At 50.8% G+C, this 21,681-nt stretch carries 24 protein-coding genes; 20 read left to right on the top strand and 4 right to left on the bottom strand.

What is annotated here, in order from left to right:
- Positions 1–668 precede the first annotated feature (668 nt).
- Positions 669–1,586 (bottom strand): AEC family transporter, encoded by a 918-nt coding sequence (locus ACI1P2_RS16125; RefSeq protein WP_355320871.1) that lies wholly within the window; start codon positions 1,584–1,586, stop codon positions 669–671.
- Positions 1,587–1,898: 312 nt separating this feature from the next.
- Between ACI1P2_RS16125 and ACI1P2_RS16130 the strand changes: the two genes are divergently transcribed.
- The 3 genes from ACI1P2_RS16130 (at position 1,899) to ACI1P2_RS16140 (ending at position 3,901) form a co-directional block, all read left to right on the top strand.
- Complete coding sequence (locus ACI1P2_RS16130; RefSeq protein ID WP_355320872.1) at positions 1,899–2,594, top strand: class I SAM-dependent methyltransferase; 696 nt, start codon at positions 1,899–1,901, stop codon at positions 2,592–2,594.
- Between the two features lie 21 nt (positions 2,595–2,615).
- Positions 2,616–3,446, top strand: coding sequence for a glycosyltransferase family 2 protein (locus ACI1P2_RS16135; RefSeq protein WP_355320873.1), 831 nt, complete (start codon positions 2,616–2,618; stop codon positions 3,444–3,446).
- Between the two features lie 86 nt (positions 3,447–3,532).
- Complete coding sequence (locus ACI1P2_RS16140; RefSeq protein WP_355320874.1) at positions 3,533–3,901, top strand: DUF4180 domain-containing protein; 369 nt, start codon at positions 3,533–3,535, stop codon at positions 3,899–3,901.
- A 105-nt stretch (positions 3,902–4,006) separates the two neighbouring features.
- Here the strand turns inward: ACI1P2_RS16140 and ACI1P2_RS16145 are convergent, their stop codons facing one another.
- On the bottom strand, positions 4,007–4,735 hold the full coding sequence (locus tag ACI1P2_RS16145; RefSeq protein ID WP_355320875.1) for a DsbA family oxidoreductase: 729 nt from the start codon (positions 4,733–4,735) through the stop codon (positions 4,007–4,009).
- A 177-nt stretch (positions 4,736–4,912) separates the two neighbouring features.
- Between ACI1P2_RS16145 and ACI1P2_RS16150 the strand changes: the two genes are divergently transcribed.
- From ACI1P2_RS16150 to ACI1P2_RS16205, 12 genes are all read left to right on the top strand, one after another.
- Positions 4,913–5,902, top strand: a complete 990-nt coding sequence (locus tag ACI1P2_RS16150) for a LacI family DNA-binding transcriptional regulator (protein ID WP_355320876.1) — start codon at positions 4,913–4,915, stop codon at positions 5,900–5,902.
- Positions 5,895–6,776, top strand: coding sequence for a ribokinase (rbsK, locus tag ACI1P2_RS16155; protein WP_355320877.1), 882 nt, complete (start codon positions 5,895–5,897; stop codon positions 6,774–6,776). The genes ACI1P2_RS16150 and rbsK overlap by 8 nt, the downstream gene beginning before the upstream one ends.
- The gene (rbsD, locus tag ACI1P2_RS16160; RefSeq protein ID WP_355320878.1) at positions 6,773–7,174 is read left to right on the top strand and encodes a D-ribose pyranase; all 402 of its coding nucleotides are present in this window, start codon (positions 6,773–6,775) and stop codon (positions 7,172–7,174) included. Before rbsK ends, rbsD begins: the two co-directional genes overlap by 4 nt.
- A gap of 15 nt (positions 7,175–7,189) precedes the next feature.
- Positions 7,190–8,671: a sugar ABC transporter ATP-binding protein gene (locus ACI1P2_RS16165; protein WP_355320879.1), complete on the top strand. Its 1,482-nt coding sequence runs from the start codon at positions 7,190–7,192 to the stop codon at positions 8,669–8,671.
- A 1-nt stretch (position 8,672) separates the two neighbouring features.
- Complete coding sequence (locus ACI1P2_RS16170; RefSeq protein WP_355320880.1) at positions 8,673–9,644, top strand: ABC transporter permease subunit; 972 nt, start codon at positions 8,673–8,675, stop codon at positions 9,642–9,644.
- A 14-nt stretch (positions 9,645–9,658) separates the two neighbouring features.
- The gene (gene rbsB / locus ACI1P2_RS16175; protein ID WP_355320881.1) at positions 9,659–10,591 is read left to right on the top strand and encodes a ribose ABC transporter substrate-binding protein RbsB; all 933 of its coding nucleotides are present in this window, start codon (positions 9,659–9,661) and stop codon (positions 10,589–10,591) included.
- Positions 10,592–10,740: 149 nt separating this feature from the next.
- Positions 10,741–11,019 (top strand): spore coat protein, encoded by a 279-nt coding sequence (locus ACI1P2_RS16180; protein ID WP_355320882.1) that lies wholly within the window; start codon positions 10,741–10,743, stop codon positions 11,017–11,019.
- Positions 11,000–11,317 carry a spore coat protein gene (locus tag ACI1P2_RS16185; RefSeq protein ID WP_355320883.1) on the top strand — a complete coding sequence of 106 codons (318 nt, stop codon included), beginning with the start codon at positions 11,000–11,002 and terminating at the stop codon, positions 11,315–11,317. The genes ACI1P2_RS16180 and ACI1P2_RS16185 overlap by 20 nt, the downstream gene beginning before the upstream one ends.
- A gap of 90 nt (positions 11,318–11,407) precedes the next feature.
- Positions 11,408–12,805: an LTA synthase family protein gene (locus tag ACI1P2_RS16190; protein ID WP_355320884.1), complete on the top strand. Its 1,398-nt coding sequence runs from the start codon at positions 11,408–11,410 to the stop codon at positions 12,803–12,805.
- Positions 12,806–12,986: 181 nt separating this feature from the next.
- A complete protein-coding gene (locus ACI1P2_RS16195; RefSeq protein ID WP_355320885.1) occupies positions 12,987–13,448 on the top strand; it encodes a tripartite tricarboxylate transporter TctB family protein in 462 nt (153 codons plus the stop codon).
- Positions 13,449–13,463: 15 nt separating this feature from the next.
- A complete protein-coding gene (locus tag ACI1P2_RS16200; protein ID WP_355320886.1) occupies positions 13,464–14,984 on the top strand; it encodes a tripartite tricarboxylate transporter permease in 1,521 nt (506 codons plus the stop codon).
- 11 nt (positions 14,985–14,995) lie between these two features.
- Positions 14,996–16,027 (top strand): tripartite tricarboxylate transporter substrate binding protein, encoded by a 1,032-nt coding sequence (locus ACI1P2_RS16205; RefSeq protein ID WP_355320887.1) that lies wholly within the window; start codon positions 14,996–14,998, stop codon positions 16,025–16,027.
- Between the two features lie 53 nt (positions 16,028–16,080).
- Here the strand turns inward: ACI1P2_RS16205 and ACI1P2_RS16210 are convergent, their stop codons facing one another.
- Complete coding sequence (locus tag ACI1P2_RS16210; RefSeq protein ID WP_355320888.1) at positions 16,081–17,319, bottom strand: MDR family MFS transporter; 1,239 nt, start codon at positions 17,317–17,319, stop codon at positions 16,081–16,083.
- A 171-nt stretch (positions 17,320–17,490) separates the two neighbouring features.
- Positions 17,491–17,997, bottom strand: a complete 507-nt coding sequence (locus ACI1P2_RS16215; protein ID WP_355320889.1) for a Crp/Fnr family transcriptional regulator — start codon at positions 17,995–17,997, stop codon at positions 17,491–17,493.
- Between the two features lie 269 nt (positions 17,998–18,266).
- Between ACI1P2_RS16215 and ACI1P2_RS16220 the strand changes: the two genes are divergently transcribed.
- Genes ACI1P2_RS16220 through ACI1P2_RS16240 form a run of 5 tightly spaced genes read left to right on the top strand, consistent with a single transcriptional unit; the run spans position 18,267 to position 21,604 of the window.
- Positions 18,267–19,505: a hypothetical protein gene (locus ACI1P2_RS16220; RefSeq protein WP_355320890.1), complete on the top strand. Its 1,239-nt coding sequence runs from the start codon at positions 18,267–18,269 to the stop codon at positions 19,503–19,505.
- A 24-nt stretch (positions 19,506–19,529) separates the two neighbouring features.
- Entirely contained in the window at positions 19,530–19,847 is a 318-nt protein-coding gene (locus ACI1P2_RS16225) for a metal-sulfur cluster assembly factor (protein WP_355320891.1), read from the top strand.
- 17 nt (positions 19,848–19,864) lie between these two features.
- The gene (locus ACI1P2_RS16230) at positions 19,865–20,206 is read left to right on the top strand and encodes a cupin domain-containing protein (protein WP_355320892.1); all 342 of its coding nucleotides are present in this window, start codon (positions 19,865–19,867) and stop codon (positions 20,204–20,206) included.
- Positions 20,207–20,239: 33 nt separating this feature from the next.
- Entirely contained in the window at positions 20,240–21,205 is a 966-nt protein-coding gene (locus tag ACI1P2_RS16235; protein WP_355320893.1) for a multicopper oxidase domain-containing protein, read from the top strand.
- A gap of 36 nt (positions 21,206–21,241) precedes the next feature.
- A complete protein-coding gene (locus ACI1P2_RS16240; RefSeq protein WP_355320894.1) occupies positions 21,242–21,604 on the top strand; it encodes a DUF488 domain-containing protein in 363 nt (120 codons plus the stop codon).
- The last annotated feature ends 77 nt before the right edge of the window (positions 21,605–21,681 follow it).

The following is a 21,681-nucleotide window of genomic DNA, read 5'->3' on the forward strand; positions in this document are numbered from 1 at the left end:
GGTGAGCATGATGTGCTTGGCTTGAACGGTGTGGGTTAGCATGAACGAGGACATCGGAAAAATTCAGGTTCAAGCGGCAACGAGGGCCAGGGTCTTTTATTTTTTCAGGGCTTTGCTCCGCTCCCTCCTTCTCTCTCGGTCGGTTTCACATCACCTAAACGCTTGCTTTCTCCTGAGATCGCCTCATAATCTCGAACCGATCTGTTTGCCCATAAGGCACGATAAAAAAATAATAGACCCATTCGATTGTCCTGAATAGCGTAACAACAGGCATTTTCGCGCCTCATTTGATCCGTTATTTTCTTTAACGCGCCTAAAGTATATTTTCGGTTCCCGGTTTTCTGGTTTGCTTCACCTGATCCAATGGGATAATCGTGCAAAGCTTCCGGGCAGCGAGTTCACATGACTTGCTATCAAGCGTTAACTTTCGGAGCATGAATCGGCAAACTTGCAAGGAGGGGATTCGAATTCCTCAGAACCCAGTAGCTACAAAGGTTTAAGTGGATTTAGACTCTGCGAAAGTTGAGTTATTATTTTCAACATATGAAAAATTCATAATAGAAAAGCTCTCCCCCGAATCTTCTTTTGTGCCCCAAGTAGCTTCCCACCGGAAACAGAAAAAAGAGGTGCGCGACCTAAGGTCGGCACCCCCTGCACCTGACAGTGAATTACCCCATATGATTGGCCAAATTAATCAGGACTGTCATCGTAAGCACGTTGACGATCGTGGAGAGCAGCACGGTCTGTGCCGCGAAATCCGGCTCATTCTTGTATTCCTCTGCCAGAATGGACGTATTGACACCCGTCGGCATCCCCGAAGCGATGAGCAGTGCCTGGGCAGGCACGCCTTTCAGGCCAAGCAGCATTATGATGGCAAAGCCGACCACCGGACCGGCGAGCAGCCGCAGAATCATACTGAGATATACAGCGGTCCGGCGCAGCCGGAACGGGTACTGTACAATTTGCGCGCCCAGGGTCAGCAGGGCGATAGCAACCATGGAGCGGCTTATATATCCCAAGGGCTCGGTCAGCATAGCGGGCAGTGGCGTATGCAGCACATTCAAGAGCAGGCCAAGAATAAGCGCGTAGGGAACAGGCATTTTCAGAAAGTTCAGCAAAATCTTTTTGGCGTTGGAGCTGCCGTTTTGGACAACGAAGGTGCCGTATGTGAACGTGATAAAGCTTTGAAAGGTCATGATAAGCGCCTGCACGGAAACGGCGGTCGGTTCTCCTCTAAAGACCAGCTCATTGATCGGCATCCCGTAATTGCCCGAATTGTCCAGCATTACGCTGTTGGTAAATGCTCCCCTCATGCCGGGAGAGTATTTCAATGAGCGTGCGACCGTCCAACTGATCAGGAAAAGAATGAATATATAAATGGCGTAGAAAAGTGCCACTTCACCAAGCAGCACCATCGAAATATTCGATTGATACAAGCTGAAAAACACAACTGCCGGTGTTATGTAGTAAAAATTGATTTTGGCAAGCGTGTACAGATCAAGCCGGAAGGAATACTGCATGATGCAGCCGAAGCCGATCAGCACCACAATGGGTAGCACAACATTGAGCAAAATCGTTAAAATCATGGAAGTTCATCTTCTTTCTGTCTGGTTCATTAAAGCTAAAAAGCACAGCATGCTTTTCATTATACTGCGAAATCAGGCTGAAAAGAGTGGTTTTTTCTGAAAAAAATTAAATTACAGCGCAAAATCATTATTCACTATATGAAAAATTCACAATAGTTAAAAGCTCCATCCTGCATCATACCAGCTAATTCCCAAGTCTGCTCTCGTTCCGTCCAAAAAGAAGCGAACGAACGTTCTTGATCACTCTTTGTTCCCTTTCAACATAAGGTAAACAAATTGAACACCTATTTACCGGTTGAAGGAGAGAAATAAATGCATCGTTTTTGGGAAAAGGTGATTAAACCCGTCATAACCGCCCATCAGCCAAAAAGCATTGTTGAGATCGGATCACTATCAGGCCTGAATACCGTGAAGCTGCTTGATTATTGCCAGCATACCGATGCGGTATGTCATGTGATCGATCCTCTGCCGAGGTTTGAAATTGAATGGGCGCAGCTTTGGTATGGAGAGAAGTTCAAGCTTCACCAGGATTTAAGCCTGAATGCACTGCCTCAAATTGAACGCTATGACATGATTCTTATAGACGGCGACCATAACTGGTATACCGTTTACCATGAGTTAAAGCAAGTGTCCGAAATGGCTGAAAAAAGCGGACAGTTCCCGCTTGTTCTGCTGCACGACACGGCTTGGCCATACGGAAGGAGAGATATGTATTACAATCCTGAAACAGTACCGGAGGAGTTCCGTCAAGCCTGCGAACTGAAGGGGATCGTGCCTGGCTCGTCAGCGCTTGTGGAAGGAGCTTTTAATTGGATGGTGCATAATGCGGTACATGAATACGGAGAGCGGAATGGAGTGCTTACGGCAGTGGAGGATTTTATAAAGCAGTACCCGGTTCCCTTGCGTCTTCACCTGCTTCATTCCAACAACGGTCTGGGGGTCCTGCTTCCTGAAGATTCCCCTCTGAACCCGATCGTATCCTTTATTTTAGATACTTCAGGATTGTAATGAGAAGGAGGCATCAGCAGCATGGTTTTGGTATCCATCATTATGTTGACCCATAATAAAACGGACATGACCCGGCGGTGTGTTGACAGTATTTTCAGGCATACGGATGTTCCTTTTGAAATCATATTTATAGACAATGCCTCAACGGACGACACGGCAGCCTATCTAAAGACCGTGCCCAAGTCAAAGGTGATTGAAAACAAGGAGAACAGAGGTTTTGCCGCCGGCTGCAATCAGGGAATAAAGTCTGCAGCCGGAGATTACATTCTCCTGCTTAATAATGACACCGTGGTTACGGCAGGCTGGCTGACCGGGCTGCTGGAATCGTTGAATGCTGATCCGCTGCGCGGAATTGTAGGGCCGGTGTCGACGAATGTAGCTCCCATACAATGTGTGTATGACCTGAAAGGTACGTCCATCGAGGACATTGACTCCTATGCGCATGAACGGAAACAGGCTTTTGCGGGCCAGGGCTTTTTTCCGCACAAGCTGATCGGTTTTTGCATGCTGTTCCGGCGCAGCCTTGTGGATTTAATTGGCGGGCTGGATGAACGCTTTTATCCGGGAAACTATGAGGATGACGATTTTTCCATTCGGGCACGGGCTGCAGGCCAAAAGCTGTGGGTGGCACAGGATACGTTTATTTATCATGAAGGGCAGGGCTCTTTTTCGGGTACAGCACGAACCAAGGAATACAGGCTGCAGTCTCTTGAAAATGCGCAGCGCTTCCGCGATAAATGGAATATCGGGCTGTCCGCCTTCGAGATTGATCTGAGGGGCTATAATCCGTCTGAGATCGTTGCCAAGGAAAATGTATTTCTTCCCGAAAGGCATGTTGTGCCGCTGTCATAACTGGAAATTGACGAACAGGCGGTCGGTAATATATATTAGCTGAAGAAATAGGCTTGCCGGGTAAACTTATCGTGAGGAGGGGGATTATGAATATAGCAAAAATAGAAGCCAACGGGGAGATTATTGCCGTCGTAAATGACAGCGAGATCAGGATTGAGGATGTTCAATCGGCATTGGATTTTGTGGCAACCGTAAGGTATGAAGCAGATTGTGATCGCATTGTAATCCCCAAATCGATGCTGAGTGAAAGCTTTTTCGATTTGAAAACACGGCTCGCAGGCGAAATTCTGCAGAAGTTCATCAATTATCGCGTGAAGGTCGCCATTATCGGCGATTTCTCAGCATATACAAGCCGCAGTTTTAAAGACTTCATGTACGAATGCAATAGCGGAAACGATATTTTTTTCTTGCCTGACGAACAATTGGCGATTGGGAAATTAAGTAAGATGAAATAGAGCGGAACAGTAGGTTTATAAAAGTGTCAGGGGATCAATAGTTCAATAACATAGCGGCAGCCCGGGACGATGCTTTTCGTTCATGGCTGCCGCTGTTTATTTTGTTTATTCTTTCCCGTCTCCTGGCGGAATTTCACAGCCATCCTCTGTACATACAGCACCGTCTGACTGGTCTTTGGGTTCTACAATTGTAAAAGGAGAGCGCTCGTTCCAGGCCTGCTGCAGCGCATCAGCGAATACTTCATCCGGCTGGGCACCAGAGATGGCGAACTTTCCGTTTAATACAAAGAAGGGGACGCCGTTAATACCGAGCTGCTGCGCCTGCGCTTCGTCTCTGCGCACTTCCGCTGTAAAGCTGTCGCCGGCAAGAACAGAAGCTGCTTCGGAACGGTCGAGGCCGACTTCCCCGGCCAGATCAGCCAGCACTTCAACGCTCCCGATATGCTGTGCTTCCTCAAGTACGGCTTTAAACAACCGTTCGCTCAGCTCTGCCATTTTACCCTGAGTGTCCGCCCAGTGAGTCAGGCGGTGCGCGTCAAAGGAGTTGGTGGGGACGATCGCATTCAGGTTGTAATTGAGTCCTACAGTCCGTGCCTGAGCCTCCAGGTTTTTATTCATCGCCTCGGCTTGCTGCAGGCTTACGCCATATTTTGCTGCCAGTTCCTCCGGCATGGTAAACTCTGATTCTCTGGCAGCGGCAGGATTCAGCTCAAAGCTGCGGAACTGCACCTTAACCTGATCCCTATGCTCAAACTGCGCCAAAGCATTTTCCAGCCGCCGTTTGCCGATAAAGCAAAAAGGGCACATAAAATCAGACCAAACTTCAATCATCATGAGGAAAACCTCCAATATATCCGAATAGCTATAACTCCATCAGTTACAACTATCTCATTATAAAAGATCATTACGTATAACGCAATTTGCGATTCCCAGAAAAAAACAAATTGTCAAACAGAAAAAAGTATGATATTTTTAATGCTGTAACCGGTTACACATTGAGGTGATCATATCATGGCAACAATCAAAGATGTAGCTGTTCTGGCCGGCGTATCGGTAGCCACTGTGTCACGAGTCATCAATGAAAGAGGCTACGTGCACGCCGATACACGCAAGAAGGTGGAGGAAGCCGTCAAGCAGCTTAATTTTTCGCCAAATGAAGTGGCACGTTCTTTATACAAACGCAAGTCCAAGCTGATTGGCCTGCTGCTGCCGGACATCGCCAACCCTTATTTTCCACAGCTGGCCCGTGGTGTTGAGGACCGGATGCAGGAGCAGGATTTCAGGCTGATTTTCGGAAACAGCGATGAGGATGAAGAGAAAGAGCAGGATTATATCCAGACTTTTATCCAAAATAATGTTATCGGTCTAATCTCTTCGACGAATTATCCTCACTCTTCAATATATGAAAAGTTGAAGATCCCGGTCGTGTTCCTTGATAGAACACCACTGGATAGGCCGTCTGTCTATGCGGATGGCAGAGAAGGCGGCCGCCTGGCCGCCAGAGAAATCATCAATCGCGGCAGCCGCCGCATCGCGGTCATGCAGGGTCCGGTACATATCAGGACTGCGCAGGATCGTTTTGAAGGCGCGGTCGAAGCGATCCGCCAGGTTGGCATGGACTACCATGTGGTGCGGACTACGTCCTTTTCTTTTAACGAAGCTGCATTGTGGGCGGAAGAGCTGTTCAGCAAGCACAGCGATACCGACGGGGTCATTGCCAGTAATGACATTACGGCTACAGCGGTGCTGCATGAAGCGCTGCGGATCGGAAGAAGGGTACCCGAGGATCTGCAGATTATCGGCTTCGACGATATTCCCATGAGCAGCCTGCTGACGCCGGCATTGTCGACCATCCGTCAGCCTGCTTACGAGATGGGCAGGGAAGCGGCCGAGCTGCTTATCAAGCTGATAGAACAGGCTCCAATCGATCATAAAAATATACAGATGCCCGTCGAGTTTATCGAAAGAGGCACAACGAGAAAGGTGATTTCGAATGGCTAAAATTTGCGTAATCGGCAGCAGTTCCATGGATCTGGTTGTTACATCCTCGAAGCGTCCGGGTGCAGGAGAAACCGTGCTGGGCGAAAGCTTTAAAACCGTTCCTGGCGGCAAGGGCGCCAACCAGGCCGTGGCTGCGGCAAGGCTCGGTGCGGAGGTAACGATGATCGGTCGGGTAGGCGACGATCATTTTAGCAAGGTTATTTTGGATAATTTTAAAGCCAATTCTGTAAATACACGGTATGTGGAACCGGTTACAGATATGGAGAGCGGAACAGCTCATATCGTGTTGGCGGAAGGCGACAACAGTATTGTCTTCGTTAAAGGAGCAAATGATGAGGTTACGCCCGCATATGTGGATAAGGCGGCTGAAGCGATCCGCAGCGCCGACATTGTACTGATCCAGCAGGAAATTCCGGAGGAAACGGTTGTTCATGTGAGCGACATTTGTGCCGAGAGCGGAGTCCCGCTGCTGCTGAATCCTGCGCCGGTAAGAAGAGTGCCGGAGGAGGTTATCAACAATACTGCTTATATCACACCGAACGAGCATGAAGCTGCAGTATTGTTTGAGGGTTTGACCCCGGCGGAGGCCTTGCGCAAATATCCGAACAAGCTCTTTATTACGGAGGGAAGCAACGGAGTCCGCTATTTTGACGGGGAGCAGGAGATCGTAGTTCCGGCTTTCAAAGTGGAAGCCGTAGATACTACAGGCGCTGGCGACACATTTAACGCCGCATTCGCCGTCGCTCTGGCGGAAGGAAAACCGCTGCAGGAAAGCATACGCTTCGCCAACCGGGCGGCATCGCTGTCTGTTACCAAGTTCGGAGCACAGGGCGGCATGCCGACACGCCGTGAAGTAGAGGAGAGCTTGTCATGAAAAAGCATGGAATACTGAACAGCCATATTTCCAAGGTGCTGTCTGATCTTGGTCATACGGACATCATTGTCATCGCCGATGTTGGCCTGCCCGTACCCGATGGAGTGCCCAAAATCGATTTGGCCTTAAAGCTGGGCACTCCCGGCTTCCGGGAGGTCGTAGACCTGGTCGCCGAGGATATGGTGATCGAGAAGGTCATTCTGGCGAAAGAAATCAGGGATGAGAATCCGGAAGTTATGAAGTTTATTACTGATAAATTCGGGGCCGACACGATTGAAGCTTCTGTCGGTCACGAACAGTTTAAAGCGCTTACCCGACACGCCAAAGCGGTAATCCGCACGGGAGAAGCGACACCATTTGCCAATTGTATTTTGCAGGCGGGTGTCCATTTCGGTTAAAAGGAGGGCTGCAGCATGCATATTCAGATGAAAGGCATTTATAAAGCGTTCGGAACGAATCAGGTGCTGAGCGGAGTGGATTTTGAACTGAAGGAAGGCGAAGTCCATGCCTTGATGGGCGAGAACGGAGCCGGCAAGTCAACATTAATGAACATTCTGATCGGTTTGCATCAGCGGGATCAGGGCACCATTGAGATTAACGGAAAAGAAACTTATTTCGGCAGCCCGAAGGAAGCGGAGCAGCAGGGAATCGCCTTCATACATCAGGAGCTGAACGTATGGCCGGAAATGACCGTGCTTGAGAACCTGTTTATCGGCAAGGAGCTGACTTCAAGCCTGGGACTGCTCAATACGAAGCAGATGAAAGCGCTCGCGGAAGAGCAATTCGCCAAGCTGGCGGTTCAGATTCCGTTGGAACACCCTGCGGGAGAATGCTCGGTCGGACAGCAGCAGATGATTGAGATCGCCAAGGCCCTGATGACGGATGCCAAGGTGATCATCATGGATGAACCGACTGCAGCGCTTACGGAACGCGAGATCCGCAAGCTGTTCGATGTCATCGCTTCGCTCAAGAAAAACGGGGTATCCATCGTATATATTTCGCACCGAATGGAGGAAATCTTCACCATCTGTGACCGCATTACTGTGATGCGTGACGGGAAAACCGTGGATACCAAGCCGATCCCGGAGACTAACTTTGATGAAGTGGTCCGCAAAATGGTTGGCCGTGAGCTCACAGAACGGTATCCTGCCCGTAACCCTTCATATGGAGAAGTTGTGCTGGAGGTGCGAAATGCAAGCCGCAAAGGACTGTTTCAGAACGTCAGCTTCTCTGTAAAAGCGGGCGAAATTCTCGGCTTCTCCGGGCTTATGGGCTCAGGGCGCACCGAGATCATGCGCGCCATCTTTGGACTTGATGTTTTGGACAGCGGTGATATTTTGATTCGCGGCAAGAAGGTTCACATTCGCAAGCCTGACGATGCTGTCAGACACGGAATCGGTTTTATTACGGAAGACCGCAAGGATGAAGGGCTGGTGCTGGATTTCTCCATCCGCGAGAACATGGCCTTGCCGAATCTGTTCAGCTTTTCAGCCAAAGGGTTCATTTCCGCCAAGAAAGAACAGGACTTCGTTGACACACTGATCAAGCGGCTGCAGATCAAGACCCAATCCTCGGAGACGGCAGCCCGGAATCTGTCCGGGGGCAACCAGCAGAAGGTGGTCATCGCCAAGTGGGTCGGTATCGGTCCGAGCGTGCTCATCCTGGATGAACCGACACGAGGTGTCGATGTGGGTGCCAAGCGGGAAATTTATCAGCTGATGAATGAACTGACAGACCGCGGCGTTGCAATCATCATGGTTTCGTCGGAGCTTCCCGAGGTGCTGGGCATGAGCGACCGGATCGCGGTAGTGCACGAAGGACACATTACCGGTGAGCTGGCCAAGGAAGAAGCAACACAGGAAAACATTATGACATTGGCCACAGGGGGGCAATGAGATGACAACTTTGCAAGACAACAAAACAGCCAAAGGCGGCTTCCGCCTTTCCAATCTGACACAAAAATTGGGGCCGCTGCTTGGACTGATCATTCTGATCGTTATTGTTTCGGTATTAAATCCCAGCTTCTTGGAACCGCTTAACATATTAAATCTGCTGCGCCAGGTCTCCATTAACGCGCTGATTGCCTTTGGCATGACGTTTGTTATTCTGACCGGCGGGATCGACTTGTCAGTCGGCTCCATCCTTGCATTATCGAGCGCCTTTGTCGCCAATATGATGCTGTCCGGTGTAGATCCGATTCTGTCCATCATCATCGGGGTGGCGCTCGGCGGCGTCATGGGTATGGTGAACGGCATCATGATCACCAAGGGCAAAATGGCTCCTTTTATTGCGACATTGGCTACGATGACGGTATTCAGAGGTTTGACACTTGTGTATACGGACGGCAACCCGATTACGGGATTGGGCGACAGCCTGCTGTTCCAATTGTTCGGTCGCGGTTACCTGTTCGGTATTCCGGTTCCGGCTGTAACGATGCTGATTACCTTCTTGATTCTGTGGATGGTTCTGCATAAAACAGCCTTTGGCCGTAAAACTTACGCCATCGGGGGCAATGAGAAAGCCTCCATTATATCCGGGATTAAGGTGTCGCGTGTCAAAATCATGATTTATTCTTTGGCAGGCATGCTGTCGGCATTGGCTGGAGCGATTCTGACCTCCCGTCTGAACTCGGCACAACCAACGGCCGGAACGTCCTATGAGCTGGATGCCATCGCTGCCGTCGTGCTGGGCGGAACAAGCCTGTCAGGCGGGCGTGGCCGGATCGTCGGTACGCTTATCGGTGTGCTGATCATCGGTGTTCTGAACAACGGCTTGAACCTCCTGGGGGTTAACTCCTTCTATCAAATGGTTGTCAAAGGTGTCGTTATTGCCATTGCCGTCCTGCTGGACCGCAAGAAAACGGCTTAAGGAGAGAGACGAACATGAAAAAACTAAGCTTATTCCTTCTTGTTAGTGCATTGATGATTGTTCTGGCTGGCTGCTCCCTGGAGCCTCCGGGCTGGGCGAAGCCTAATTCCGGCGGAAGCCAGGGACAAGTGAAAATTGGCTTATCGGTTTCAACCCTGAACAACCCGTTCTTCGTATCCCTTAAGGACGGGGTAGTTTCAGAAGCGGAAAAACTGGGCATGCAGGTGATTGTCGTTGACGCCCAGAACGATTCGGCGAAGCAGACCAACGACGTAGATGATTTGATCCAGCAGGGTGTAAACGTGCTGCTCATCAATCCGGCGGATTCTGCAGCCATTTCCACCGTTGTTCAATCTGCCAACAGCATTGGCATTCCGGTCATTACGCTGGACCGTTCGGCCGACAAAGGTGAGGTTGCAGCACTGGTGGCATCTGATAACGTCAAAGGCGGCCGTATGGCGGCGCAGTATATCGTAGATCAGCTTGGCGAGGGAGCGAAGGTGATTGAGCTGGAAGGTGTACCTGGGGCTTCCGCAACCCGTGAACGGGGACAAGGCTTCCATGAAATTGCTGACAAGCAGCTTAATGTTGTAGCCAAGCAAGCGGCAGACTTTGACCGCTCCAAGGGGCTGAATGTGATGGAAAACCTGCTGCAGGGCAACCCTGACGTGCAGGCGGTATTTGCCCATAACGACGAAATGGCGCTGGGGGCCATCGAAGCGATCCAAAGCTCCGGCAAGGATATACCGGTCATCGGCTTTGACGGCAACGATGATGCGATTAAGTCGATTCAGGAAGGAAAATTGACGGCGACGGTTGCCCAGCAGCCTAAGCTGATCGGCCAGCTGTCGGTGCAGGCGGCACGTGATGTGCTGGACGGCAAGAAGATCGAGAAGTCCATCCCTGCTGAATTGAAGCTGGTTACGAAAGAAAATGCAAATAAGTAAAGTTCGGTGAATGCAATCCCGTTCTGGGCATCAAGTGCCTGGGACGGGATTTTTTTCTTTTCAGTCTGGAAAAAAGTTAATTTTCGTACAGTACATGGATGTGTTGTAGGGCGGGAAAAATAAGCAGGAACACATAAGGAGGCGAGAGTATGTCAAATGACTCCACAAACGACACTTCCCGTTCAGCGGGAGGTTTCGGTGTCCATGAAAAGCTGGAGCTGCACGAGCTGCTTGTATTTAAGACAGGCTGCCTGACCAAAAGCCAAATGATGCTGCCTCAGGTTCAGGAAGATGATCTGAAAAGCATCCTGCTGACGGACATTCAATATGGAATGGAAGACGTGAAACAGCTTAAAGAAGCTTTCGAGCAAAAAGACGGAGGAATCCAAAAAGACGAAGGGGCCCAAAATGATAAAAATAAAGGCTGAACACAAATCGGACAAGAACGCGTTAACGGATCAGGCAATTGCATCAGAGCTTTTGAGCTCCGTAAAAAGCGGCATTATGAACTCCGCCATGGCATTGACCCAGGCAGCGACCTCCGAGACACGCAGTATGCTTTGCGACCAGCTCAGCAAAGCGGTGACGCTGCATGAGCAAATTTTTGATTATATGCATAAAAAAGGATGGTACGAGGTTCATGATATCGATAAACAGCTGCAAACGGATTTGCGGGCAGCGGACACGGCTTTAAATCTGCAAAATGACGATCAGGCAAAACAGTAATCACCGTCCGGAGAGCTTGGCGTGCAAGCCAGATCCTTTCCTTGAGAACCGCTGAGGTACAATCGGGAGTGTGAACTTACTATCATGACTATGGCCAAAAAGAATTCGCGGAAATGGAAGCTTGTGATTGCAGCCACTGCCTTGGCCGGTCTGGCCATGTTCGTTGGCATTGCTTACCATGAAGGTCATATGCCGGCAAAAAAGAAGATAAACACAATGAATACAGGCCTGCAGTCCACCATTCAGGCCATTCAGCAAATGGAGGAGACTTACCCTTACCGGAAGTATAAAAAAGCGGGGGCGCCAGCCTATTTCGGGGCCGGAAAGGGCTGCAATCTGATCGTCGTCCAACTCGAGTCTTTGCAAAATTTTCTGTTAAACACCTCTATAGATGGCAAAGAGCTGACGCCGGTCATGAACCGGCTGGCCGCGGAAAGTCTGTATTTCCCATACATATATCAGCAAATGGGACGGGGCAACACCTCGGATGCCGAGTTTTTGAGCAATACCTCCGTGTATCCGGTAGGCAATAAGCCGATGTCCTATGCTTATAGCGAAAAAAAGCTGCCCAGTCTGGCCCGGCTGATGCACAAGCAAGGGTATACGGCCAGAACATTTCATGTCAATAATATTACCTTCTGGAACCGGGATCAGCTGTATAAGGCTTTGAATTTCGATAAGTATTATGACAAGCCTTATTTTCGCAAGCAAAACTTCAACCGCTTCGGCGCTTCCGATGAAGAGCTTTTCCGGGTAGGTTTGAACAAGCTGACAGCACTGCAGTTCAGATGGAAACCATTTTACGCCCAGCTCATTACCGCCTCCAGCCATGCTCCCTTCACCATGCCTGCTGAAAACAAACGGCTGAAGCTGCCGGAGCGGCTGGAAGGGCAGCCGCTTGGAGATTATCTGTCGGCCGCGAACTACGCGGATTATGCGTTGGGTACTTTTATTGACGGTCTGAAAAAGAACGGTTTATGGGAGAAAAGTGTCGTTGTCGTGTATGGAGACCATTTCGGCCTGAACCGCAAAAAATTCAAGGCGAAGGAGATCAGCCAGGCGCTTGGCATTCCATACCACCGTCATATCACCAGATTCAATGTGCCGCTGATGATCCATCTTCCCGGCCAATCCGGGCGGGTGGTTGAACAGGTGGGCGGACAGGTGGATATTTTGCCGACTGTGGCCAACATCATGGGCATTGACCTGGCTGAGGAAGGATTTACCACCTTCGGGCATGATCTGATGAACATAGACCACAATATTATCGGTATCCGTTATTATTTGCCTACAGGATCGTTTTTTAATAATGATATTTTGTTTATCGCAGGCAAAAAGGGTTTTAAAGACGGCAAGGCGGTTTCGATCCGAACGCTGCAGCCGGTCAAGGATTTGTCGCCCTATCAGCCCGAGTATGAATATATCAGGAAATGGATGAAGCTTTCGGACAAGTATGTCAAGGAGCTGCCTGAGCTTGACGAATTTTAAATATGGTCCCATGCCAGGGGAGACCTTTCCATTCAGTGGAAGGTTTCCCTTTTTGCTTTTTTCGCGATTCACCCCGCCAATGTCCGAACCATATACATAACGGGTAGGCATGAGCCCGCTTTTTGAACGAACTAACCGGACTTGCGGGTGATCAAAAGGATACAGGAGGAGGGGAGACTTTATGATTCGGGCAACCAGAATAGCTGACCGTATTGGCGGAGGCGTAATGATTCTGACAGGTCTGCTTTCGCTGCGGGAAGCATACCGTCTTTATCCCTATCGATTGACAGAAGCTGTGGGAGATCATAGCGTTCCGGCGCTGCTCGGGATAGCGCTTGTTATATTGGGAGGCTGTCTGCTTTCAGGATGGAAAGCGGAATGGACGCGGGCCGATGCGAGGCAGGACTCCAAAGCTGGCAGGATCATGCTTCTTTGCGGGATATTGCTGATCTATGCTGGAGTAATGCCTTATTTGGGGTACTCCATAAGCACGTTCCTTGCAGGGATCGGGTTGTTTTTCATATTTGGCCATGGCGGGCTGTTGTTCTCGCTGCTGGCATCCGCAGCCGTTACGGCTTCGCTGTATGTGCTGTTCGTCGTTTGCATGCATGTAACACTGCCTGCAGGCTATGCGGGGTTTTAGGAAAGGGGGCATTTCATGGATTCGTTAAGCATGTTGATGCATGGAATGGCCATTGCGCTTTCGCCGCCCAATCTGCTGATGGCCGCCCTGGGCGCGCTGCTCGGCACCTTTGTGGGCATACTTCCCGGGTTTGGACCGACGTCCGCCATAGCTATTCTGCTGCCGGTCACGACCCTTATGGATCCGGTCCAGGGCATGATTATGCTCGCTGGCATTTATTACGGCTCCATGTACGGAGGCTCTACTACAGCCATTCTGTTAAATATCCCGGGCGAAGTGTCCTCCGTGCCGACCTGTCTGGACGGCTATCCCCTTGCCAGACAGGGCAGAGGAGGCCCGGCGCTCGGGATCGCCGCTATTGCGTCTTTTGCAGCGGGTATTATCGGAACGCTGGGCCTTGTCCTGTTTGCTCCCTTTCTGGCAGAGCAGGCGCTCAGCTTCGGTCCTCCGGAATATTTCGCTCTGATGCTGCTGGCCTTCTCCGTCATTATCGGTATTGCCGGCCGTTCCATGATCAAGGCATTGGCCATGTGTGCGCTTGGTTTTCTGTTTGCCTCAGTGGGGCTTGCGGCGACATCGGGCATGCCACGCTTCAGCTTTGGCAGCACAACGCTGACAGGCGGTTTTGAAATGGTGAGCATCATCATTGGGCTGTTTGCCATCACCGAGGTATTTAAAGGCATGGCGGAGGAGCGGGTGACGATTTCCAGTGTGGCCGCCGGCAGCCTCTATCCGGGAAGAAAGGAATTGCGCGCAAGTGCACCTGCCATGCTGCGCGGCGGGGTGCTGGGCTTTCTGCTTGGCCTGCTTCCGGGCTGCTCGGCTGCCGTTACCTCTTTTCTCGCTTATGATCTTGAGAAAAAAGTTTCGCGGAACCGCAAGCGGTTCGGCAGCGGAGCCATCGAGGGAGTGGCCGCGCCCGAAGCGGCGAACAATGCCACCAGCTCGGCCGGCTTTATTCCATTATTTGCGCTGGGCATTCCCGCTTCCCCGCCTTTGGCCATCCTGCTTGCCGGGCTGATGATCTACGGGCTGGCGCCTGGTCCTGTCCTGTTTGAGGATAACGGTCCGTTTGTGTGGACGATCATCGCCAGCATGTTTATCGGCAATGTTATGCTGTTAATCCTTAACCTGCCGTTGATCGGTCTGTGGACGAAGCTCACGAACATCCCTTACAGCCTGATGGCGCCCGTGATTCTGCTGCTGAGCGTGATCGGGGCCTATACGGTGCGCAACAGCATTTTTGATGTGCTGACCGCTGTGCTGTTCGGCGGCCTCGGCTATATTTTTCACCGTTATGGCTGGCCTGTGCTGCCGTTTGTGCTGGGCTTCATACTCGGGCCGATGCTGGAAAGCTCCTTCCTGCAGTCGATGGCTCTGTCAGGCGGAAGCTTTAGCGTATTTTTCTCCTCACCGCTCTCAGTAGCGCTGCTGATTCTGTCAGCGGTGCTGGTAGCTGTCTCGGTTTTTCTCAAAAGGCGTACGCTGCAGCGGGTCGAGGAGACGACAGGGGAGAATGCCGGAATGATTTCTTGAGGAGGTTATTAATGAAAGCTTGGTGGAGAAAAATTATTATGGTTGTGTCTGTTGTAGCTTCAGCCGCTGTGATCCTGTCCGCCTGTGCGGAAAACACCGCAACGGACAACGCAAGGGGCGCGGCAGCTGCTGCGGGTTATCCTGAACATGAAATTCAGTATATTGTTCCTTTTTCACCGGGAGGCGGGGTGGATTTGGTCGCGAGGGCGACGGCGGAATATGTGGGCCAGAAGTGGAACCAGACCATTGTCGTCGTTAACAAGCCGGGAGGAGGCGGGGCGGTCGGAGCTCAATTCGCGCTAAAGCAGTCCCCGAATAATGGTTATACCGTGCTGGCAGATAATAATTCAAGCACATCGATGCTGACTGCTGGTAGCAGCACACCGCCTGTACAGAATGATGACAGGGTGTTCGCGGCCCGCATTGTGGAGGACGCCCCGGCCTTTGCTGTTGCTGCCGACGCGCCCTGGAAGGATTTCAAGGAGTTTTCGGATTGGGTAAAGGCAAATCCGGAGCAGTTGACATGGACCAGTGTGGGGAAAGCCGGATTCTCGTCGTTTATCATGGCTGAATGGATGGAAGCGATCGGGGCGGATTTTGCCAAAACGCGCATGATTACGACCAAAGGGGCCTCCGAATCCGCGCCCATGGTTGCCGGCGGCCATGCCGTATTGGCCATTCATACGGTATCTGAGCTTTATCCGCTGGCCAAAGCGGGCAAAATCAGACTGCTGGCCGTGCAGGCGGAGGAGCGCAGCCCTTATTTTCCCGAGGTGCCGACCGCGGCAGAGCAGGGTGTCGAAGGTTTGACAATCCGCTGGTGGACCGGTCTGTCACTGCCTGCCGGTACGCCGGACGTCATCCGCCAGAAATGGGAGGAGACTATTGCACAGATGGTTAAGGACCCGGAATTTATCCATAAGTTAGAAAATATGAAAATGAAGGCTTCCTATGCCGATTCGGCCGCTTTCCAGGAAGAAATCAGGCAAGAGACGGAATATCTGAAAGAGATGGCACAGACGCACGGAATGAGAACTGAGTAAGCCGCAATAAAGGGGCACCCCTCAAAACCTTTTCAGGCGAGGTGCCCCTTTTCCTAAAGAGCCGGCGCTTGTTCAGCGGTGGACTGTTGTTCACGGCTGGCAAGACGCCGATGTGCGATATACAGGAAAGGAAGACCGGCGGCGGTCATGAGCGTCAGCGGAATAAACACGGTCAGGCCGCTCTCGGCGCCGAATTGATCAAGCAGCAATCCGCCAAGAACTGGTGCCAATACGTTGCCGAAGTTGTTGAAGCCGATGGTGCCGAAATACGTTCCCTTCAGCTCCGGCTTGGCAATGCGGTCCACAAGCATGTCCATCATCGTAAACAGCATCACTTCTCCGATGGTAAACACCACAACACCGATCATCATCAATGCGATACCTTCCGCGATGCCAAAAAGCAGGAAGCTCGCAGCGACACAAACATTGCCAACCATCAGCGGGACAAGCGGAGGCAAATGGCGCATCAGCCGCACGATCGGAAATTGCACAACCAGCACGGTTACCGCATTCAAAGAAAGCATATAAGAGAACACTTTCGCTCCATCGGCAAAGTCGGTGTTCAAGGCCAGATACTGCGCCAGTGTTGATTCAAAATGTCCATAACCCAGCACGCAAAAAACGGTGCCGATCAGCACGGGCAAAAAGACGCGGTCGCTGCCCGTAACCCGCAAAGCCTCGATCAGCTTTGGCGGATTTGTATCCGCATGGCGGGACAAGGCGGAACGATGAAGGGAAAACTGGAAAAACAGGACAGCTCCATAAGCTGTATATACGAGCGCGGCGATCAGAAAAGGAAATGTCGATTGCGCGGTACCCAGCTGCAGTCCGATCAGCGGCCCAAACACGACACCCATGTTGATCGCGGCATACCGCAGGTTAAATACAAGCAACTTATGCTCCGGCGGCGTAATGTCAGACAGCATGGCCCGTGATGTTGGCTCAAAGAAAGCGCGGGCCAGTCCGTTCAAAGTATTGAAGATAAAGAACATCACAAGATGCTCCGCGGTGGAGAAGCCAACAAACACGGCCGCCCAGCCAAAGATGGAGACGAGCATAACTATCCTGCGTCCAATGCGATCGGATATGTATCCGCCGTAAAAGCTGACAAGCACTCCGGCAAGCGAGCTGACGGCGACCGTGACGCCTGTCTGCGAAGGAGTGGCCCCCAGTACCTGCGTTAAATAAATGGAGAGAAAGGGAATGCTCATGGATGTTACAAGTCTGCCGAACAAGGTGCCGATAATGATCGTCCAGGCGAGAGGATGAATCTGCCGAATCGTGTGTGCCATCTTTTAGTTCTCCTTTAAGTGTGTACTTGCCATGGTGCTTCCCGGATCGGTCAGGGAACGATGTTCTCATTCTAGGGCAAGAAAAGGAGAAGAAAAAGTGTAAGCTTCAATTGCAACATTTCACCTTTTACCGGACGTATAATGACTTATTATCCATTGGTTCTCCTCTTGTCATGATCCCCGGATCTGATTGCGGAGCAGCCGGTTGATCGTTTCTCTGCGCAGGCCGATAAACTGGCCGATTTCGTCCTGGGTCAGAACATCCGTCAAAGTGGACGGTGCGATATAAGGCTGAATCCACGCTTGCAGCTTCAACAGTCTTTCAGCGGGAGATACTTCAGTTAATTGATCAATGCGCTGCTGCATCATGCGCAGCTTATCCTGCAGTTGCAGAGCAATGGCGCGGCACCGTTCCGGATTCTCTTCAAGCTCACGATACCAGTCTGAGCGGGGCAGAACGTCCACCTCGCTTTTCACCAGCGCGATCGCCGAACCGAAATACGGGTTGGGACTGATCAGGGAATGGTGGGGAATGGTTTCATTGGGTACAATGACGTTTACCAATAATTGCGAACCGTCCGGATGAATACGCACAATTTTTAACATACCGCTTTTCAGATGATAGAGAGGCCCCGTTTCACCTTGTCTGAACAGAGTCTCGCCTTTTTGCAAAATCATAATTATGCCTCCACATATACCCCAACAAAATGCCGAGATTATTTCCGTACAACAATTTATGAGATCACAATTATTATAGCAGTCCTCACTTTTGAGCTCCAAGTGACAGATTTGGGTCGCTATCATTCAACCTGAAATAAGGTACCCACAAGGCATATTGTGACTGCAATCACAATATGCCTTCCAGGCACCCTCTACAATGAACTTAACAGATGAAAACCATTCTCAAAAGGAGGGTGTAGACTTCCTGGTATCTTAGTTGGGACGGGGTGAGTACTCATATGTTCAAGCTTCCTTTTTCCTTTATTATTACGGGAATGATCAGCTTTGTGCTGTATCATGTTTTGACACTGCTCGACTTCGCAGGTTGGATTACTGACTATCCCCGGACTCCGGACGGCTGGTATATGGTGCATCTATTGGTTCTGGGCTGGGCGACCATGATCGCGATGGGGGCGGTTTATCAGCTGGTTCCCGTTGTTCTTCAATCCGCCATTTATAGCGAAAAACTTGGGTTTGTCCAGTACGGGCTGTTTACTTCGGGCACGGCAGGTCTGCTGTTCGCATTTCGTACGGCCAATGCCGGATGGATTGCCATTTGCGCAACAGCGGCATTTCTGGGCATTATGCTGTTTTTGTGGAACATCGGAGTCACTTTGTTAAAGAGCCGCCACTGGAATCCGGTTACCCTATGTACGGCCGCCGCAGTCAGTTATTTGGGACTTACGGGGATGAGCGGCATGCTGCTGGGCATGGATTTTCATTTCAATTGGCTTGGAATTTATCACGACCGTTTGTTCGGAGCCCATGTATGGCTTGGGATGACCGGATGGTTCGGGTTGCTGATCGTTGGTTTCAGCTATAAGCTGCTGCCCATGTTTTTATTGTCCCATCATTATCCTGAACGTTTGCAAAAAGTTATCATTCTATTGTGGAATGCTGCTGTGTGGTGTGGTGTTCTCGGTTTTATGACGGACTGGAGATTCGCCAAATCCACTGCCTTTCTTCTGCTGGCAGGGGCGTTGGTTCTGTACTGCTGTCATGTGCAGCAGTTATATGCCGTCCGCCATAAGCCCGATCCCGGCGCAGGTGTCACCTGGGCGGTATGGGCTGCAAGGCTGCTGGCGGCAGAGGCGGTAATTGCGTCTGTATCCTATCTGCTTATCCCGGATCAACTTTCTCATTCTTTCATTGTAATGATGGTGTGGAGTTATTTATATGGATGGGTCGGGATCACCATTATGGGTTATTTGTCCAAAATCGTGCCTTTTTTATGGTGGACACACAAGTACGGCCCGCAGGTGGGAAAGACCAAGGTTCCAACTATGGGTCAGCTTCTGCTGGACCGGCCGGTTCATACCAGTCTTGCGGTATTGGCTTTCTGCCTGCTGCTGCTTCTGATTGGCATGGGTTCAGGACAAAGTGTATTGGTGGGAGCGGCCGGCAGCACGCTGTCCATTGCGGCCTTGATCTACATGAGTTTAATAGCGCGTGTGTTTACAAAATAACGCAAGAAACAGGAGGGATAAATCATGGGCTTGCATGAAGAAACGGATATGACTGCAGCAATTATAGCCATGCTGAAGGAGGTATACGATCCGGAGCTTGGTGTGAATATCGTGGATTTGGGATTGGTTTACGGAGTGGAGTGTATAGAGGGGACCGCAAAAATCACCATGACCCTGACCACACCCGGCTGCCCCATGCATGACATGCTGGTTGGCGGGGTAAAACGGGCAGCTGCCGGACTCCCGGGAGTCCAGGAGGTTCAAGTGCAGGTTGTATGGGAGCCGCAGTGGAGTCCGGAGCAAATGTCCGAAGAAGCTAAGGAATGGCTGGGCTATATTTAAATCAGGGGGCGAAGGATATGGAGAAGATTAGCCGAACAGAATATCAGCAATTTAATAATGAGCATTTTACGAAAAAAATCTTGTTCAAGCATGGCCAGGCGGTCGTGTTTACACTTAGCTTCAGACCCGATCAGCAGCTTCCGGCCCACAGGCATCCTGGCAGCCGTTTGTATCTGACCGTGCTGGAAGGGGAAGGGACGCTCACTATCGATGGCAGCGATACGGACATTGTAAAAGGTGACGCTGTCCATTGCGAAGGAGAAGAGGAGTTCTCATTCCGCAACACGGGAACCGAATCGGCGGTCTTGTACGTCATGCTGAATCATATACCGGATGAACGATACGCACAGGATTTTTGATGAATGTGGGGTCCAAAAGAAAGGAAGATGCCTATGTTCAGGCACTGGTTAAATCTATTTATCATGATTGCGGTTTTCGCTGTCCTGGTTTTGACCGGATGTGAATCCGTCCCAGCACACGAATCGTCTGCATCAACGGAGACCGCCCAGCCAGATTTGCCGGAGGAAAAGCTTGATCAGCCTCCGGTAAAGCCGGTGATCCGCAAAGAAGGCGACCAGGTGTATGTCGATCTGACTGCCCAGGTAACAGATATTGAAATTGCCAAAGGTACCACCTATCATGCATGGACATTCAACGGCACCGTGCCCGGACCGGTATTGCGGGTGAAGGAAGGAGATACGATTCATATGACGCTGCGCAATCTGGATCCGAATTTGCCGCATTCCATGGATATGCATGCCGTCCAAGCGGCACCCTCCAAGCATTTTATTGATGTGAATCCCGGTGAGGATGGGACCTTTAAATATAAAGCGGATAATCCCGGCGTATTTATGTATCATTGCGGCACCAAACCTGTGCTGCAGCACCTCGCCAATGGCATGTATGGTATGATTATCGTTGAACCGGCGGCAGGATATCCGACTGATAAGATCGTTGATCGGGAGTATACGATCGTACAAAGCGAATTTTACAAGGAAAATGATCTGCAAGCCTTTAGTGAAGGGGAGCCGACACATGTGGTGTTCAACGGCAGCACGGAAGCGATGAAGGATCAGCCCTTTGCTGCCAAGGTTGGGGACAGAGTACGTTTTTATGTTGTAAATGCAGGGCCCAATCATGTCAGCTCGTTTCATATCGTAGGGGCTATCTTGGACCGGGTATACCTGGACGGAAATCCGCACAATGTGCTGCAAGGAATGCAAACCGTACTTATTCCTGCAGGCGGCGGGGTGGTCATTGAGACCGAGGTGAATGAAGAAGGAGAGTACACGATCGTTACCCACCAATTCAATGATGCGGACAGAGGGGCAACAGCGACTTTGTCGGTTACACGGTAGCTTCAAGATGGAGCGTTTGCGCAAGCGGAGGTTGTTATGTTTAAAATCAAAAGAATATATGATCAGCCTGACCCGGACGATCAGATCCGGGTGCTGGTGGATCGGCTATGGCCGCGCGGGATTGATAAACAGCGGGCACAGCTTACGACATGGATGAAGGAAGTGGCTCCAAGCGGTGAGCTGCGCAGATGGTTTGGACATGATCCCGCTAAGTTTACGGAATTCAGCAGCCTTTATATGGAAGAATTGCGGGGCGAGCCTGCTCAGCCTTACCTGCAGCAGCTGTGTGCTTGGGCCGATCAGCAAACGGTGACCCTGCTTTATGCGGCAAAAGATGAGCAGTGCAATCATGCGCTGGTTCTCAAACGAGTACTTGAAAATGCAAAACAGGAGCTTTAATAACTGTTCGCCCGAAAAAAAACTGTACACGCCAGATGGCGCGGTACAGTTTTTTAGGTTTGAATAGAGGAACAGCA

It is taken from the genome of Paenibacillus jiangxiensis, assembly GCF_046098255.1.
Lineage (GTDB): Bacteria > Bacillota > Bacilli > Paenibacillales > Paenibacillaceae > Paenibacillus > Paenibacillus jiagnxiensis.